This is a genomic window from Gilvimarinus sp. F26214L (assembly GCF_054401055.1).
This window is the reverse complement of sequence record NZ_JBTIYG010000002.1, coordinates 123421-140293: the sequence shown is the minus strand read 5'-3', so window position 1 is coordinate 140293 and position 16873 is coordinate 123421. Positions and strand designations below refer to the sequence as shown.

At 59.1% G+C, this 16873-nt stretch carries 17 protein-coding genes; 10 read left to right on the top strand and 7 right to left on the bottom strand.

Annotated elements, in window-relative coordinates; all coding sequences use genetic code 11:
* Positions 1-322: 322 nt before the first annotated feature.
* The 3 genes from ACURWW_RS02880 (at position 323) to ACURWW_RS02870 (ending at position 6744) form a co-directional block, all read left to right on the top strand.
* A complete protein-coding gene (locus tag ACURWW_RS02880; protein WP_445615517.1) occupies positions 323-1741 on the top strand; it encodes a DUF6880 family protein in 1419 nt (472 codons plus the stop codon).
* A gap of 191 nt (positions 1742-1932) precedes the next feature.
* Complete coding sequence (locus ACURWW_RS02875) at positions 1933-3768, top strand: site-specific DNA-methyltransferase (protein WP_445615516.1); 1836 nt, start codon at positions 1933-1935, stop codon at positions 3766-3768.
* A gap of 9 nt (positions 3769-3777) precedes the next feature.
* On the top strand, positions 3778-6744 hold the full coding sequence (locus tag ACURWW_RS02870; RefSeq protein ID WP_445615515.1) for a restriction endonuclease: 2967 nt from the start codon (positions 3778-3780) through the stop codon (positions 6742-6744).
* Positions 6745-6822: 78 nt separating this feature from the next.
* Here the strand turns inward: ACURWW_RS02870 and ACURWW_RS02865 are convergent, their stop codons facing one another.
* Positions 6823-7299 carry an SRPBCC family protein gene (locus ACURWW_RS02865; RefSeq protein ID WP_445615514.1) on the bottom strand — a complete coding sequence of 159 codons (477 nt, stop codon included), beginning with the start codon at positions 7297-7299 and terminating at the stop codon, positions 6823-6825.
* Positions 7289-7672: an ArsR/SmtB family transcription factor gene (locus tag ACURWW_RS02860; RefSeq protein ID WP_445615513.1), complete on the bottom strand. Its 384-nt coding sequence runs from the start codon at positions 7670-7672 to the stop codon at positions 7289-7291. Before ACURWW_RS02860 ends, ACURWW_RS02865 begins: the two co-directional genes overlap by 11 nt.
* Positions 7673-7847: 175 nt before the next feature.
* On the opposite strand from ACURWW_RS02860, the gene lptM reads away from it, so the two are divergent.
* The 5 genes from lptM to xerC all read left to right on the top strand — a co-directional run bounded on the left by lptM (position 7848) and on the right by xerC (position 11909).
* Entirely contained in the window at positions 7848-8009 is a 162-nt protein-coding gene (gene lptM, locus ACURWW_RS02855) for an LPS translocon maturation chaperone LptM (protein WP_445615512.1), read from the top strand.
* A gap of 30 nt (positions 8010-8039) precedes the next feature.
* Positions 8040-9293, top strand: a complete 1254-nt coding sequence (gene lysA, locus ACURWW_RS02850) for a diaminopimelate decarboxylase (RefSeq protein WP_445615511.1) — start codon at positions 8040-8042, stop codon at positions 9291-9293.
* A gap of 43 nt (positions 9294-9336) precedes the next feature.
* Positions 9337-10179 (top strand): diaminopimelate epimerase, encoded by an 843-nt coding sequence (gene dapF / locus ACURWW_RS02845; RefSeq protein ID WP_445615732.1) that lies wholly within the window; start codon positions 9337-9339, stop codon positions 10177-10179.
* Positions 10180-10288: 109 nt separating this feature from the next.
* Positions 10289-10975 (top strand): DUF484 family protein, encoded by a 687-nt coding sequence (locus ACURWW_RS02840; RefSeq protein WP_445615510.1) that lies wholly within the window; start codon positions 10289-10291, stop codon positions 10973-10975.
* Positions 10976-10991: 16 nt separating this feature from the next.
* A complete protein-coding gene (gene xerC, locus ACURWW_RS02835) occupies positions 10992-11909 on the top strand; it encodes a tyrosine recombinase XerC (protein ID WP_445615509.1) in 918 nt (305 codons plus the stop codon).
* Positions 11910-11926: 17 nt separating this feature from the next.
* Here xerC and ACURWW_RS02830 read toward each other — a convergent pair whose 3' ends face one another.
* Entirely contained in the window at positions 11927-12172 is a 246-nt protein-coding gene (locus ACURWW_RS02830; RefSeq protein WP_445615508.1) for a hypothetical protein, read from the bottom strand.
* A gap of 245 nt (positions 12173-12417) precedes the next feature.
* On the opposite strand from ACURWW_RS02830, the gene ACURWW_RS02825 reads away from it, so the two are divergent.
* Positions 12418-13098 carry a DUF523 domain-containing protein gene (locus ACURWW_RS02825; RefSeq protein WP_445615507.1) on the top strand — a complete coding sequence of 227 codons (681 nt, stop codon included), beginning with the start codon at positions 12418-12420 and terminating at the stop codon, positions 13096-13098.
* A gap of 29 nt (positions 13099-13127) precedes the next feature.
* On the opposite strand, the gene glnK is transcribed toward ACURWW_RS02825, so the two are convergent.
* From glnK to ACURWW_RS02805, 4 genes are all read right to left on the bottom strand, one after another.
* Positions 13128-13466, bottom strand: coding sequence for a P-II family nitrogen regulator (gene glnK / locus ACURWW_RS02820; RefSeq protein ID WP_445615506.1), 339 nt, complete (start codon positions 13464-13466; stop codon positions 13128-13130).
* A 196-nt stretch (positions 13467-13662) separates the two neighbouring features.
* Positions 13663-14931: an ammonium transporter gene (locus ACURWW_RS02815; RefSeq protein WP_445615505.1), complete on the bottom strand. Its 1269-nt coding sequence runs from the start codon at positions 14929-14931 to the stop codon at positions 13663-13665.
* 46 nt (positions 14932-14977) lie between these two features.
* Entirely contained in the window at positions 14978-15316 is a 339-nt protein-coding gene (locus ACURWW_RS02810) for a P-II family nitrogen regulator (protein ID WP_445615504.1), read from the bottom strand.
* Between the two features lie 145 nt (positions 15317-15461).
* Positions 15462-16166, bottom strand: a complete 705-nt coding sequence (locus ACURWW_RS02805) for a TorF family putative porin (protein WP_445615503.1) — start codon at positions 16164-16166, stop codon at positions 15462-15464.
* 391 nt (positions 16167-16557) lie between these two features.
* Here ACURWW_RS02805 and ACURWW_RS02800 point away from each other — a divergent pair, with 391 nt between their 5' ends.
* Entirely contained in the window at positions 16558-16800 is a 243-nt protein-coding gene (locus tag ACURWW_RS02800) for an accessory factor UbiK family protein (RefSeq protein ID WP_445615502.1), read from the top strand.
* Positions 16801-16873: the final 73 nt, after the last annotated feature.

Genomic DNA, 16873 nt, shown 5'->3' with positions numbered 1-16873 from the left:
CGCCTGCTTGGCCCACTGGCTGACCCGGCGCGGGCGGATTGATAACCAAGTGTCGCGCACCGTGGCCTCTGCCCGTGACGTTAGCGCCCGGCTCGAGCTCGCAAGCAGCCGGGAAATTTTATTCAGCATTCGCTGGACCCTCACCGACTAATCCGGAAACGACCCGTGGACAGAGAAAAACTCACCAAAGAGCTACTGTTTCATATTCGCCTGGGCGAAGACTACAGCATCGAGTCCAAGGCGGTGGAACAGTGCCTGATCGACAGCAGCGAATTGCGTTAACAATCTTCGCGGAGAGCAAGGAAATTTTGGTAGAGCGAGAATGATCGATATAAAAACGACAGCGAAAAATCTCGACAAAGCCGCCATGGTCCGTCTGATGGAGCGAATCTACGGCATCCACCCGGAAATCGACGAACTTATTGAATCGCACCTGGAATCCGCCACCGGCGCCACGCAAGGCGGCGGTTTTGCCCGCAGCCTGGAGCGGCGCATTGCGGCAATCGCCAGTGAGGATCAATTTATCGGCTACCGGGAAAGCCGCGCCTTTTCCGCCCGCCTGGACAACCTGCTGCTGGATATCAACAGTCTGGCCGAGGACCACGCGAGCACCGCCCTGGCACTGAGCGAACGCTTTCTGGGATTGGTCGAACCGGTCATGAACCGAGCGGATGATTCCAGTGGCAACATTGGCGATGTGTTTCATCAGGCGGTGGACCAATGGCTGGCCATTGCCGCCCGGGTCAGAGCCAGCGGCAGCGAGCACCAGGACTGGGTGGAGCGGGTGCTGCACCACTTCGACAACAACGACTACGGCTGCCTGGACGGAATTCTTCCACACAGCGGAGAATTGCTCGCTGAAGACGAGCTGCGGGAGCTGGCGAGCCGCTTCGAGGCGCAGGCCCGGCGCGCGCTGCAAGCGCAGCCTTCATCGGATACCTACAACCGTGCCGCGTCTCACGCCTGTATTGGACTCCAGTCGGTGGGCGAAGCCCTTGGGGACATGGGCCTCTTTGAGCAGGCCACCCTGCTCGCCAGCCCCCGCCCCAATGGTTTGCAAATGGCCCACCTGGTGGAATACGCGCTGAGGATCGGCAACCATGAACGGGCCCAGCACTGGCTGGACCAACCGGGCTGGGCCCCTCACCAAAGCCGGCAGCGGGACCTCACCATCCGACTGCTGGAAGCCCGGGGAGAACCGGAAAAACTGAAGCAGGCGCTGCGAACCTTCTTCGAGAATGATCCCGGCCTGAACACGCTGGAACCTTACTGGAATATCGCCAACGACGGCGAACGGGCGGAGATAAGCGCCCGGGTGGAAGACCTGGCGGCGCAATGGGCGGAAGTCGGCAACAAGCGGCGGGATGCGATTTGCCTGCTCATTCGTGTGAGCCTCTATCACCGCGCCGAAGCGCTGTTGATCGCCCACCCGGACTGCGTGAAGGACGTTGTTTATTTCCATCTCGCGCCCTGGGCGGAAGCCTTTGAAAACGAAGGGCACGTTCTGGCTGCCATCGTTTGCTACCGCGCCCTGCTCGAGGATATTCTGGATCGCGGCGCCAGCCAGGCCTACCGATACGCCGCCCGCTATTTTCACAAACTGCTGGCCCTGGATCGGCACAGCCCCGATTATCGCGGCCTTTCCGACGCCGGCGCCTTCATTCGCGAGCTTCAGGCACAGCACTGGCGCAAGCGCTCCTTCTGGGCCGCGGCGAATTATCCCAATAAAGCGACCCCATAAACCGACCGATCGCTTCATCATTGACCCATCACTTCAGCATTGAAATAACAGGGCACACCATGACCACCGCGGAAACAGAACTCACACAAATGGATGGCCGCTCACTGGACATCAGCGAGCAGCGGCGCAAGGAGCTGAAGCAGCTCTTTCCCGCCGCCTTCACCGAAACCCGCAATGACAAGGGCGAGCTGGTGGAGACCCTGGACTTCGAGCGCCTGAAGGCGGAGCTGGGGGAATTCAGCGAGATCTACGACAACCGCCGGGAGCGCTACGGCATGGACTGGCCGGGCAAGCGCGACTGCCTGCGGCTGATTCAGCAGCCCAGCACCGCCACCCTCAAACCCTGCCGTGAGGAATCGGTGGACTTCGACAGCACCGAGAACCTCTTTATCGAAGGGGACAACCTGGAGGTGCTCAAGCTCTTGCAGAAAAGCTACTACGGCAAGGTGAAGATGATTTACATCGACCCGCCCTACAACACCGGCAAGGAATTCATCTACCCGGACAACTACACCGAAAGTCTCGACACCTATTTGCAGTACGCCGGCCTGAAGGACAGGGAGGGCCGCACCTTCTCCACCAACTCCGCCAACGAGGGCCGCTTCCACACCAAGTGGCTGAACATGATGTATCCGCGCCTGTATCTGGCGCGCAATCTGTTGCGGGAGGATGGGGTGATTTTCATCTCCATTGATGACAATGAGGTGGAGAACCTGCGGCGGATGTGCGATGAGATTTTTGGGGAGGAGAATCTCATTGAATGCTTTGTATGGAAGAAGAGCTACGGCGGCGGCCCTAAGGAAAAATACGCGGTGACGCAACATGAGTACTGCTTGTTATACGCAAGAAATAAGGAAATGATCAACGAATTTAGCCTTCCCTATGATGAAGAGAAGATCAGGCGATACTACAAATATAAGGACGACAACCATGAATTGCGGGGGCCATATCGACTGAAGCCTTTGGAAGCAACAAAAAGTATGGACGCACGGCCGAACCTGGTATACGGAATTCCATCGCCTGATGGCGAAGACATTTTTCCAAAAAGACAATGGCTGTGGAGCAAAGAGCGTGTTCTCAAGGCGTTGGACAATAACGAGCTACAAATTATAGACGGCCAGGACGGGAAGACGGTCAACTACAAGCAATATTTGCGGGACGAGGATGGAGTCGAAAGAGGAGAAAAGCCATTTTCCGTGATAGACGGAATCTACACGCAGCATGGTACGAATGATCTTCGAGCTCTCTTTGATGACGAGGTCGTCGTTCAGTTTCCCAAACCTGTTGAATTGATTAGCAAGTTTATTGAAATCGCCTGTCACGGAGAAGTTCGCCCGATCGTTCTAGATTTTTTTGCTGGAAGCGGAACGACCGCAGAATCTTGCTTTAAGGTCTCCGCAAAGCATAGACAAAAGATCCATTTCGTTCTTGTACAACTGCCAGAACAATGTGAGTCCGGGTCTAAAGCATATGAAATGGGCTGCCGTGCAATTTCCGAGGTTTCGCTTAAACGGATACACCGCGCCAGCGATAGAGTTCGAAGGGAGCTGGATTCACAGTTGGATTTCGGCAGTATTGATCATGTTGACCTAGGCTGCAAAGTTTTAAAACTCAACCAAAGCAACTTCAAACAATGGCAGGCGCCCTCCGTCGATATATCCGACGAAGACCTGCTCCAACAAATGGAGCTCAACGTCGACCATATCGCCCCCAACGCCTCTCAGGAAGACCTGCTCTACGAGCTGCTGATCAAGTCCGGCATCATGCCCACCAAGAAGATCGAACAGATCGAACTGGCGGGCCATGGCCTCTACTCGGTGGACGAGGGCGAACTGCTGGTGCATCTGGAAGGCGCGATCGACCAGGCACTGGTTGACGCCGTGCTGGCGCGGAACCCCCAGCAGTTCATCTGCCTGGACAGGGCCTTCCACGGCAACGACCCGCTCAAGGCCAATGTGGTGAAAACATTCGCCACTTACAACCGGGACAGGGAAGGGCTGGACCGCATCGAGTTCCGCACCGTTTAAGGGGGCACCGTGAAGCTGAAATTCAACCCCAACCTGGATTATCAGAAGGACGCCATCGACTCCACCCTGGCGGTGTTCGACGGCCTGCCGAGCGGGGGGGATGCCTACCGGGAACGGGGCATTGCCAATGTGCTGGCGCTGAACCCGGATACTCTGCTGGCCAACCTGCACAAGGTGCAGGAGGCGAACTTCATCGAAAAGTCCGCCAGCCTGTTCGGCGAGGGGGACGACTACCCCTTTCCCAATTTTTCCGTGGAGATGGAAACGGGCACCGGCAAAACCTACGTTTACCTGCGCAGTATCTTTGAGCTGCACCAGCGCCTGAAGCTGCGCAAGTTCATTATCGTGGTGCCCTCGGTGGCGATCCGCGAGGGGGTGCTCTCCTCCCTCGCCCTGATGAAGGAGCACTTCAAGGGCCTGTACGACCAGGTGCCCTTCGACCATTACGTGTACAACTCCAAGGACCTGTCCAAGGTGCGTCAGTTCGCCACCGCCAATACCTTGCAGATTATGGTCATTAACATCCAGGCCTTTCAGCGGGACGCGGGGGACGTTGACAACTACGAGGCCCTGACAGCCGAGGAGATCAAAAAGCTCTCGGTGATTCACCGGGAGCAGGACCGCATGTCCGGCGCCAAGCCCATCGAGTTCATCCAGGAGGTGCGGCCGGTCCTGATTATCGACGAGCCCCAATCAGTGGATACCACCCCCAAGGCCCGGCGGGCCATCAATCACTTGCGGCCCCTGTTCGCCCTGCGCTATTCCGCCACCCACAAGAACCCCTACAACGTGCTCTACCAATTGGGCCCGGTGAAAGCCTACGACATGAAGCTGGTGAAGCAGATTGCCGTGGCCTCCATCCAGTCCGGCAATGACATCAACCAGACCTACATCAAGCTGGCGAAAATCGGCTTTGCCGGCAGGGCCAAAACGCCGTCCGCCAGCGTGGTGATTTTTGAAGATACCCCGAACGGCACCAAGGAGAAGACGGTGGCGCTGAAGCAGGGGACGGACCTTGCCGACCATAGCAACCGCCAGGGCTACGAAGGCTATGTGGTGGACGAAATCTACGCGGAGCCGGGCGCGGAGTATGTGCGCTTTGCCAACAACGTGGTGCTGGAGCCGGAGCAGGAGAAGGACGGCATTCACGATGAGGTGTTGAAGGAGCAAATCCGCCAGACGGTGGAGGAGCACTTCAAGAAGGAGCGCAACCTGCAAAAGCAGGGGCTAAAGGTGAAGGTGCTGTCCCTGTTCTTTATCGACAAGGTGGCCAACTACCGCTACTTCGACGGGCAGGGCAACCGCCGCAACGGCAAGCTGGCCCAATGGTTCGAAGAGGCCTACCGGGAAGTGAGCCAGTCGCCGTTGTTCAGCCAGTTACCCAAGTGGGATGTAGAAAAGGTGCACAACGGCTACTTCGCCGAGGTGAAAAAGCGCGGCCAGGTGGTGGAGCTTAAAGACACCTCCGGCAATACCGCCAGCGACGCGGAAGTGTATGAGCTGATCATGCGCGACAAGGAGCGGCTGCTGGACGACGACGAACCCTTGCGATTTATCTTCAGCCATTCCGCGTTGAAAGAGGGTTGGGACAATCCCAACGTGTTTCAGATTTGCACCCTGCGTGAATTCGGCAGCGAGAAGGAACGCCGCCAGACTTTGGGGCGCGGTTTGCGCCTGGCGGTGGATGCCAACGGCGACCGGCTTTACGACCCGCAGGTGAACCGCCTGACGGTGGTTGCCAGCGAATCCTTCGAGCACTACGCCAAAAACCTGCAAACGGAAATGGAAAAGGATATCGGCGGCGGCTTCAAGTTTGGCCGGGTGCCGGCGATCGCTTTTGCACCGCTGGCGGTGAACGAAGCGGAGTCCCTGGGGCAGGAGAAGTCCAAACAGCTGTGGCAGGCCCTGAAGGCCGAGGGTTACCTGGATGCCAAGGGCGACATCACCCAGCAGTTCCGGCCCGACGACCTCTACTTTTCCCTGAAACTGCCGGAGGAATACCAGCCACTGGAAAACGAGATAATCGACACGCTGCGCGGCTTCATGTTTGCCGGCCGAGTGAAGGACGCCCGTAACCGGACACCTATCACCTACAACAAGCGGGTGGAGCTGAACCCGGACTTCAAGGAATTGTGGGAAAAAATCAGCCAGAAGACCCGCTACGCCATTGCCTTCGATACGGTCGAACTGATCGACCTGGCCAGCCACAAGCTGCAAACCATGGCCAAGGTGCAGCCGGTGACCCTGACCATCGACCACACCCAGGCCAAGTTGACCGAAGCGGGGGTGGGCGCGGAACGGCAGATTCAAACCTCCAGGTCGCGCTACGTGACCTCCCACACCGAGCTGCCGGATTTGCTGGGCGCCTTGCAGGAGCGCACGGAACTGACCCGCGGCACCTTGCTGGATATCATTAGACGCTGCGGCCGGCTCGGAGAGTTCAAGAAAAATCCCCACGGCTTTATCACCGAGGCGAGCAAGCAGATTCAGAAAGCACTGGACGAGCTGCTGGTGGACGGCATCCGCTACGAAAAGCTGGCGGGAGAACACTACACAATGGAGCTGTTCGAGGAGCCGGAGCTGGAAGCCTACCTGGACCGTGTGTACCAGGTGCAGCACGCCGAGCAAGGGGATCATGTGCAGACCCCCTACGACTACATCGAATTCGACTCCCACATCGAACGTCAGACCGCCCACGCCCTGGACGGCGCGGAGAATGTGCGCTTCTTCTGCAAGCTGCCCCGCTGGTTCAAGATCCCCACGCCGGTGGGCGACTACAACCCGGACTGGGCAGTGGTGCTGGAGGAGGACAGAAAGGTTTATTTGATTCGGGAAACCAAAACCACCCACGACTCAGACAAGCGGCGCCTGGAGGAGAACCTGAAGATTCTTTGCGGCGAGGCGCACTTCAAGGCTTTGGACAACGTGGATTACCGGGTGGCCACCTCGGTGGCAGAGGTGGTTTCAGTGGAGTGAACACCCGCCTGCCTGCCAGGCGGGGTTGCAGCTTCAGCGCCCCCGAACTCACGCGCGGAGGCGCTGCACAGCGGACTGCTAATCAACAAGAGTTGCAGCGAACTTGCCGAGCTGCTCGATGGTTGTGCCCCACCCCTCCTCGAAACCCATATCCTGATGTTTGCGGCTTTCTTCGGCATTCTTGTGCAGCACTCTCGCTGTATATTGCGTATCCCTGCCCGCGTCCTCCATGGTGATGATTGCAGTCAGTGCGAGCCAGGGTTCGAACGGACGCCAGTTTTCTGTGAGTGCGGTCGTGAAGACAAGCCGCTCTTGCGGCACCACTTCAAGGAAGCAACCTTCCACATGGGGCTTGAAGGTCCGGCCCTCGTCTTCGCTCATTCGGGTTTCGAATCCGCCGCCCGGCCTTAGGTCCATCTTGACCGCCTTGCACCGGATAGGCTCCGGGATCCACCACTTCTCAAAATGTTCGGGCTGGGACCATGCGGCCCATACCGCGGAACGCGGTGCGCGGATAATCCGGCTGATCGTGAGTTCTGAATTTTTATCGGTCATTTTCGTACTCCTCAGACGCTAAGGATTGGGCGTATTGTTCAAGTCGATCGGTACGGGATTCCCACAGGGCTCTTTGCTGGCTTAGCCAATTTTCCGCGGCTTGCAGCTGGTTCGGTTTGAGGTGGCAGGTACGAACACGCCCCTGCTTGCTGGACACGATCAGGTCGCTCTTCTCCAGGACCTTGATGTGCTTCATAAAGGATGGCAGACCCATGTCGAACGGCTGCGCCAGTTCTTTTACGGATGCAGGGCCCGCGATCAGACGATTGAGCACTGCTCGCCGGGTCGGGTCAGACAATGCGTGGAATGCCTGATTGAGTAGAGCTGAGTTGAGTGAATCTGAATAGTTATCCATGTGGCGAACTATAAACATTAGTTTTCCTTTTGGCAAACTAATGTTGCAGATTTCGTGAACGATGCGCGAACGGGGAGGCCCCATCGCGGAGCCGCGTTGTTGAGCCACCCGGCACGGTGCCGGTATACTTCGGGGTTTTCCGCGGCCCCCGCCGTTAGTTGCCACTCCTGAATTCCACACGGGCGTATCGAATATGTTGAGCTTGCGAACAGGACGTCAACGGCGCGCGAGCGTTACCATCGCGCTCGTACTCTGCCTTTTGGCTACTCTTTCGGCCTGCGGCCAGAAGGGACCGCTTTACCTCCCGGAACCTGAGCCGGAAACACAGCCCGAGCAAAACCAGAATCGCGTCTAGGCGCGCCCATCCCACAGTTTTCGAGTTGCCATGAACCCCTTTGAGTACCGCAATGGCGAACTTTACGCCGAAGACGTAAAGCTTTCGCAGATCGCCGAACAGGTGGGCACCCCCACCTATGTGTACAGCCGTCAGGCTTTGCTGTCTGTGTATGAGGAGTATGTCGACGCCCTGGGCGATCACCCGGGGATGGTGTGTTATGCGGTGAAGGCCAATTCGAACCTCGCAGTGTTGAACGTGCTCGCCGAAGCGGGCGCTGGTTTTGACATCGTATCTGTCGGCGAGCTGGAAAGGGTCCTCAAAGCCGGCGGCAAGCCGGAGAGGATCATTTTCTCCGGGGTGGGAAAAACCCGCGCGGAGATGCGCCGGGCACTGGAGTTGGGTATCGCCTGCTTCAATGTGGAGTCACTGCCGGAAATCGATCGGCTGGCGGAGGTGGCCGCGGAAATGGGGGCGGTGGCTCCCGTGTCCCTGCGGGTGAACCCCGACGTGGATGCAAAGACCCACCCTTACATCTCCACGGGCCTGAAGCAGAACAAGTTCGGTATCGATATCGGTGTGGCGGAAGAAGCTTACTCGCACGCCAGCAGCTTGCCGAGCCTTGAGATCAAGGGTATCGACTGCCACATCGGTTCGCAGCTCACCGACGTGAGTCCGCTGCTGGAAGCTTGTGACCGCCTGCTCGATCTGCACGACCGACTCGCGGCCCGGGGGATCAAGGTGAGTCACCTGGACCTGGGCGGCGGCCTCGGGGTGGTCTACCGGGACGAAACCCTGCCCTCCATTGCCGACTACTTTGCCGGGGTAAAAGAGCGGATTGGCGATCGGGAACTCGCCATCTATTGCGAGCCGGGGCGCTCCATCGCCGCCAATGCGGGACTGCTCCTCACCCGCGTGGAATACCTGAAGGAAACCGAGCACCGGAATTTTGCGGTGGTGGATGCGGCCATGAACGACTACCTGCGCCCCGCTCTCTACCAGGCCTGGCAACATATTCGCCCGGTGCAGGAAGCTGCCGGGGGCGCCGAGGCAAAGAACTGGGACATCGTGGGCCCGGTCTGCGAGTCGGCGGATTTTATCGGCCATGACCGGAATCTGGCCCTGCGCGAAGGGGATCTGCTTGCAGTTATGTCCACGGGCGCCTACGGTTTTGTTATGAGCTCCAATTACAATACCCGGGGCCGGGCAGCGGAAGTAATGGTCGCCGATCAGCGCTTCCAGGTAGTGCGGCAACGGGAAACCTTTGCGGACATGGTGCGCGGGGAATCCCCCTTCGCAGGCTAGCAGGCGGCTAACCAGCGCCTGGAACACTTCGAGATTGATGGCAATGCGCTTGCGCTTCACCAAAATGCACGGCTGCGGCAACGACTTCGTGATGATCGATGGCGTAACCCAGCACGTGAAGCTGACTCCGGACAAGGTGCGTTTTCTGGCGGACCGCCGATTCGGTGTGGGCTGTGATCAGCTTCTGGTTGTGGAAGCGCCCACCCATCCTGATATGGATTTTCGCTATCGCATCTTCAACAGCGACGGCTCGGAAGTGGAGAACTGTGGCAACGGCGCCCGCTGTTTTGCCAAGTTTGTGCGGGACCGGCGCCTGACCGCCAAGCGCGTGATCCACGTTGAGACCATGAAAGGCAGCATGACCCTCGAAGTGCAACGGGATGGTCAGGTCACAGTGAACATGGGCGTGCCGGTGCTGGATCCGGGCCAGATCCCCTTTGTGGCCGATGGGCAATCGGAGACCTACAGTCTGGACCTGGAGAACGCTGCCGGCCCGGAGCCGGTGGACGTCTCCGCCGTATCCATGGGCAACCCTCACGGGGTGCTGGTGGTGCCTGCCGTTGCCGAGGCCCCGGTGCAGGACCTGGGGAGCCGGATTCAGCAGCATCCGCGCTTTCCCGAAGGTGTTAATGTGGGCTTTATGGCAGTATTATCGCGGGCGGAAATTGATCTGCGAGTGCTGGAGCGGGGTGTGGGTGAAACACTTGCCTGCGGCACTGGCGCTTGCGCCGCCGTGGTTGCCGGTCGCCTGCGCGGCTTGCTGGACGAGCACGTCACCGTCAACCTTCCCGGCGGCAGGCTTGGCATCCGCTGGGCGGGCGAAGGGGAGCCCGTCATCATGACCGGCCCCGCCACCACTGTCTATCAGGGGCAGATTCATATTTAGGAGTTGGCCTGTGCTCGCATAGCCACCGAGCCGGCAGTACCTCTTTGACGAGGCCCCGCGATGCCCCGTTGCACTCCGGAATAACAATGGACTAATTACTACAAGGCCTATGACCGAGCAGACGTCCGACACCAGCCCGAACGCCGAAGAGGTTTGTGCTTTTCTGCGCGAGAACCAGGATTTTTTTGTTCAGCACCCTGAACTGCTGGAAGACATCAACCTGCCCCATGACAGTGGCAGCGCCGTTTCTCTTGTCGAACGCCAGGTGGCCATCCTGCGCGAGCGCAACATCGAGATGCGTTATCGCCTGGGCAAGCTGCTCGACAATGCCCGCGAGAACGACAAGCTCTTCGATAAAACCAAAGGCCTGGTGCTGAACCTGCTTGAAGGGCGCTCTCTGCCCGAGCTGGTGGAAAACCTGCTGCGCAGCTTCGACCGGGATTTCGGTATTCCCTACACGAGTTTGGTGTTGTTTGGGGACTCGTCCCGCCTCCCGGAATCCGGCGCACGGGTGTGCGGCATCCATCAGGCGCGCGATTCGGTGGGCCGGATCCTGACGGCCAACAAGACGCTGTGCGGCGATTTCCCGCGAGAGGAACTGGAGTTTCTCTTTCCGGGCCTGAGCAATGAGATCGGCTCGGCAGCGGTAGTGCCCCTGGTCCACGGCAACTGCTTCGGCCTGCTGGCGGTGGCCAACAGCGACCCCAATTACTACCGCTCCACCATGGGGACCCTGTTCCTTGGCTACATCGGGGAAGTGCTCAATCGCATGCTGCCCCGCTACCTGGCCGGCTGAGCCAGGCGGCTCGCCCATGGCCACCGACCACCCCCTTTCTCAGACCAGCCACGATTTTCTCGAACACATCGCTGTTGAGCAGCAACTCTCACCTCACACCCTCGCGGCCTACCGGCGGGATTTGAACAAGTTGCTGGCGTTCGCCGAGCGTCACTCCGTACTGAACTGCCGGGAGTTGCAGGGGTTTCACCTGCGCCAGTGCCTGGCCCAACTCCATAAAAGCGGCCTGGCTCCGCGCAGCCTGCAGCGCTGGCTCAGTGCCTGCCGCTCTCTGTTTCAGTTCGCCCTCGACCGCGGCTGGATGGATAAGGACCCTGCCGCGGGAGTCCGCGCGCCCAAAAGCGAGCGGCCGCTGCCAAAGACTTTGGATGTGGACCAGCTGGGGCATTTGCTGGATTTGAGCGGGGACAAGTTTCTCGATACCCGGGATCGGGCCATGCTGGAGTTAATGTACTCCTGCGGCCTTCGGCTCGGTGAACTGGTCAGCCTGAATCTCGCCTCGCTGGATCTTGCCGGCGGCGAAGTGCGGGTGCTGGGCAAGGGCCGCAAGATCCGCCTGCTGCCGATGGGACGAATGGCAGTCCAGGCCCTCGAAAAGTGGCTGCGAGCCCGGCGGGATTATGCCTCTGCACAGGAGGACGCGCTGTTCATCTCCTCCCGCGGTTCACGCCTGCAAGCGCGCAGCGTGCAGAAACGCTTCGCCCGGGCCGGCATCCATCAGGGTTTGAACACCCCCCTGCACCCCCATATGCTGCGCCACTCCTTCGCCAGCCACATGCTGGAGTCCAGCGGCGATCTGCGCGCAGTGCAGGAGTTGCTGGGTCACGCCAATATCTCCACCACGCAGATCTACACCCACCTGGATTTCCAGCATCTGGCTTCAGTCTATGACAGCGCCCACCCCCGGGCCCAGCGCAAGAAGAAGCCAGACTGAAGGGGAGCGCAAAGCAGTCAGTTGATGGATTTCCGACCGTAATTGCTGGTGGGTTTTCGCGGAGGGTCCGCGCGCAGATTGGGTTCAATCTCGCTGATTTCACCGCCTTCCGAAAGGAAGGCCTGTACCTGGTCGGAGAGCTGGTCCCGCACTCGAGCCCGTGAGGTGACCGTGCGATCTTCCGGACGGTCCTCCAGGCTGCCGAAGAATTCTTTCTCGAGAGAATCCTCGTTGAACGAATCGAAACGTGGTTTCCTGGACATGGTGGTTGTTCTCGCTTTAGATCTACAAATCCGGGCGCCCGCCGCGACACAGATGGAAGCTCCGCTGCCATCGCCCAAAGTGTCTCGGCCAGCGACATCATTTATAGCCCATGTAGAATGTGACGCCAGTCACAAAGACGCTTTCGGTTAGGCTGTTTTGGAATAGACGAGCACGAGTTATACCCAAACCTGGACCACCGGATGCCCGAGTACTCATGGGAGCGGGGTTCCAATCAGGAGGAGATGTGAACGATCAACACAGAGCGATCGTCATCGGACTTAGTGCCTGCCTCAGCGGGAGTCCGGTGCGTTACGACGGGACTGACAAGCGCCAGGACCTGGTACTCGACACCCTCGGAGCCCACGCACAGCTGGCGAGTGTCTGCCCGGAGCTGGAAGCGGGTCTGGGAGTGCCCCGGCCGCCCGTGGAATTGATCGCCACCTCAACAGGGGTGCGCGCGCTCGGCGTGGACAATGTCAGCCTGGACGTGACGGAAGCTCTTGTGGTCACGGCGGACCGTTACGTCGCCAATCAGAGCGACGCGTTGAGCGGCTTTATTTTCAAGAGCCGCTCTCCGAGCTGCGGCTCGGGTTCGACGCCGGTTCGATATGCGGACGGCCGGACCGAGCTGGACAGTGGTTTATTTGCGCGAGCGCTGCAATCTTCAGCCCCGTGGCTGGCCTGTGTCGAGGAGACGCAACTGCAAAATGAACTTCAATGCTTTCGGTTTCTCACCGCCTGCTGCGCGGTCAATCGAGAGCGCCACGGCGATCGCAGCCACGACGACCTGCTCGATTGGTTGCACACGGAACTGGGGACGGAGGGAAGGGACCTTGTGCTACGGGATTTGCTCTTGAATGCAGACCCCGACAACAAAAAAGCCGCTCTCGGCGAGCGGCTTCTGCGGTATTGGAAGCGAAAGTAGAGGATGAATAGATTCGGGCTGGCAGCCTGTTAGACTGCGTTGACTCCGGTCTCGCCTGTCCGTATTCGGATGATCTCGTCCAGGGGGCTGATGAATATCTTGCCGTCGCCAATCTTGCCGGTGTGGGCCGCCTTGCTGATGGCTTCAACCACCTGCTCCACCATCGCGTCATCCAGCGCCAGTTCGATTTTCACCTTGGGCAAAAAATCCACCACATACTCGGCGCCGCGGTACAACTCGGTGTGACCCTTCTGACGGCCGAAGCCCTTCACCTCCGTCACGGTCATGCCCTGCACTCCCACTTCGGAGAGTGCCGTCCGGACATCGTCCAGTTTGAACGGTTTGATAACAGCAGTAATCAGTTTCATCGACCTTCCCTTTAGCATTCGAAAATTCGATAGGCGCCTGTCGGCTGGTGGGCATGCACGGGAGTTAAGATACACGAGCCGCCGCGCAGTCTCCAGTGGTCCCGGCTTCGTGTACGGCCCACTGAAAAAAACCCGGCGCGAACGCCGGGCAGGTGAGGTATCGTGCCGGACCGCTCGAAGCGGCGACCCTAGTTCATCAGGCTGACTTGGTGAACTCCGGGTAGGCCTCCATGCCACACTCGGACAAATCCACCCCCTGGTATTCTTCTTCTTCAGTGACCCGGATTCCCATGATCGCCTTGATGATGAACCAGGTGATCAGGCTCGCCGAGAAGACCCAGACAAAGATCGTCAGTGCACCCACGAGCTGGCCGACAAAAGTCGCCTCCGAGTCGGTCAGAAGCACTGCGAATATCCCCCATAAGCCCACAACCCCGTGCACAGAGATGGCGCCGACCGGGTCGTCGATGCGCAACTTGTCCAGTGCCACGATGCTGAATACCACCAGGCCACCACCCACAGCGCCGATCATGGATGCAGCCAGACCGCTGGGGTCGGCAGGTTCGGCGGTAATTGCTACCAGTCCCGCCAGGGCACCGTTGAGCGCCATGGTCAGATCGGCTTTGCCGAACAGAATCCGGGCCACGATGAGTGCGGCGATCAAACCACCGGCGGCCGCGGCATTGGTGTTCAGGAACACGTTCGCCACTTCGTTGGCGACTTCGATTCCGCCCAGCTTGAGGGTGGAGCCGCCGTTGAAGCCGAACCAGCCCAACCACAGGATGAAAGTCCCCAGGGTTGCCAGGGGAAGGTTCGCGCCGGGAATTGCGTTGATTTCTCCGTTCGGGCCGTACTTGCCTTTCCGGGAGCCGAGCACCAGTACACCCGCCAGCGCCGCGGCGGCCCCGGCCATGTGAACGATGCCCGAGCCGGCGTAATCGCTGTAGTTCAATGAGTAGAGGCCGAACACTTCGTTGCCACCCCAGGTCCAGCCGCCTTCCAGCGGGTAGATAAGGCCGGTCATTACAACTGCGAAGGCCAGAAATGCGAAGAGTTTCATGCGCTCTGCAACCGCGCCGGACACAATGGACATGGCGGTCGCCACAAACACCACCTGGAAGAAGAAGTCGGCTGCGCCCGAGTAGACCGAGTCGCCGCCAAAACCGTTCTCCGCAGAGGCGGTCAGCGCGGCTTCCACGTCCAGGCCTGCCACGGTCTCCACACCGGACAGGAACCAGCCCCCGCCATACATGAAGTTGTAGCCGCAGATCAGGTACATGGTGGACGCCACCGCGAACAGTGCCACGTTCTTGGTGAGGATTTCGGTCGTGTTCTTGGATCGGACGAGGCCGGCTTCGAGCATGGCAAAGCCTGCGGCCATCCACATCACCAGCGCACCGCACACCAGAAAATAAAAGGTGTCCAGCGCGTACTGGAGTTCAAAAATCTGATTCTGTAGTTCCATAGGAGGATCTCCGGGTTGTCGCTATGGCCTTGAGTTTGGGGTCGTTTCAGAGGGCGTCCTCGCCGGTTTCGCTGGTGCGGATGCGCATGACGAAATCCAGGGCGGATATGAATATTTTCCCGTCGCCGATCTTCCCGCTGTGCGCCGCCTTGCAGATGGCGTCCACTACGCTGTCCACTTGCGAGTCACCGACGGCAACTTCCAGCTTGGTCTTGGGCAGGAAGTCGACGACGTACTCGGCACCCCGATACAGTTCCGTGTGGCCTTTTTGCCGGCCAAAACCTTTTACCTCGGTCACGGTGATCCCCTGCACGCCGATTTCGGATAAGGCCTCGCGTACGGAGTCAAGCTTGAAGGGCTTGATGATCGCGGTTATCAGTTTCATGTTGGTTTCCTCTGGGTTCGAGTTATTGCTTGCACGCTGCGCCTGGCGTTTGGGTTGCGTTGCACAGTGCGCACGCAACATGTCGTTGGGAGTTTGCGGAACCGCCGCGTTCGCTTGAGCCCGTTTTGGGCTCAAGCGCTACCCGCTAGAGATCGATGGGCAGGGTGTAGCTCAGGACAAAGAGCAGGTCATCATCTGCCGGCGCGCCGTCACCATCCCCGTCGTCGATCATTTTGCTCAGGGTAAAACTCATGCGATCGTTGTACGCATAGCTCACGTCCAGATGAGTTTCCTCGTCGGTAAAATCGTCGTTGTAGTCGTGGTGACCCACCAGAAAGGAGAAGCTCCCCAGGTCCAGCCCGAGGGTGTAGTAGTTGTAGTCCTCACCGAGCGCGTAGCTGTTGTCCGCCGCCTCCAGGGTTTCGTACCAGGAAAGACTCAAGGGGCCGTAGCCTACGGTCAGAATGGCCTCCACCCAGTCACCAATTTCGGTGTCGTTCACTGTCGGATCGATGTGCGAGGAAGGGTAGACATAGCTCACCAGGGCGAGGTCGAAAACGAAGTCACCCACTTCCTGTCCGTAACCCACGATGAGGTCGTACTCCATCCCGGCATAGGCATCGCCGCTGGATGTCCAAACGCTGCCGTAGAAGCCAGCGGCACTCGCGGTGATGTCCCCGAATACGGCCGCGTCCCCCTGGCCAACATCAAACCCCCGCCAGAGGTACAGGTTGGCGACGCCGGCGGAAGCCGCCAGGTCCACCTCCGCACTCGCGAGCGGCGCATACGCGAGTGAGGTGCCGAGCGAGGCCGCTGCCAGGGAAATGCCCAGTTTCTTCGATAGCTTCATTTCTTTCTCTCCGATGTTTGCTTGTAGAGCGTTGCCGACACTCCCTCGATCGCGCGTCGCCATGGTGCGGTAACACATTGCAAGCTCATGTGTTGTCGTTGCGTTAGTCCTATAGCAGGGGCCGTGCCAGTGGAAGAAACGTCCGGGGGATCAGAGGGTTAGCTTCGAAATGTCGTTTATTTCTTTGTATTTGGGGGCCTCATTCAGCCCCAGGTTGGGGCGCCCTCCTGCCGGTGCACCAGAACGGCGCAATCGAAACAGGTCGGGAGGAAGCTGTGGAAAGGAAGTTGAAGAAGTTGGAAGAGAAGTCCGAAAGGCGCGCCGCCCAAGTCGCAAAAACGGGTCTCCCGCGCTAGAATAAATGCCCGCGCAACCAGGCCTGAATTGACCCATGAGCAAAGCCCCTTTGAACGATCTTTTTGACCGTGCCTCGGCTTTTTTCGACAGCGCCACTCCAGAGGTGGAGCGGCGCGTGAAGCAATTGGTTCAGTCGACCCTGTCACGCATGGATCTGGTCACCCGTGAGGAGTTCGACGCCCAGGCAAAAGTATTGCTGCGCACCCGCGAGCGACTGGAAGCCCTCGAAGCAAAAGTTGCCGAGTTGGATCAAGCCGGGCAGAAGACAGGGGAATAAACCGCACTCGGCGAAGCAGCCGGCATCGACGAAGCCGTCTGCACAAAACAACATGGATAATCTGCAGGAACGC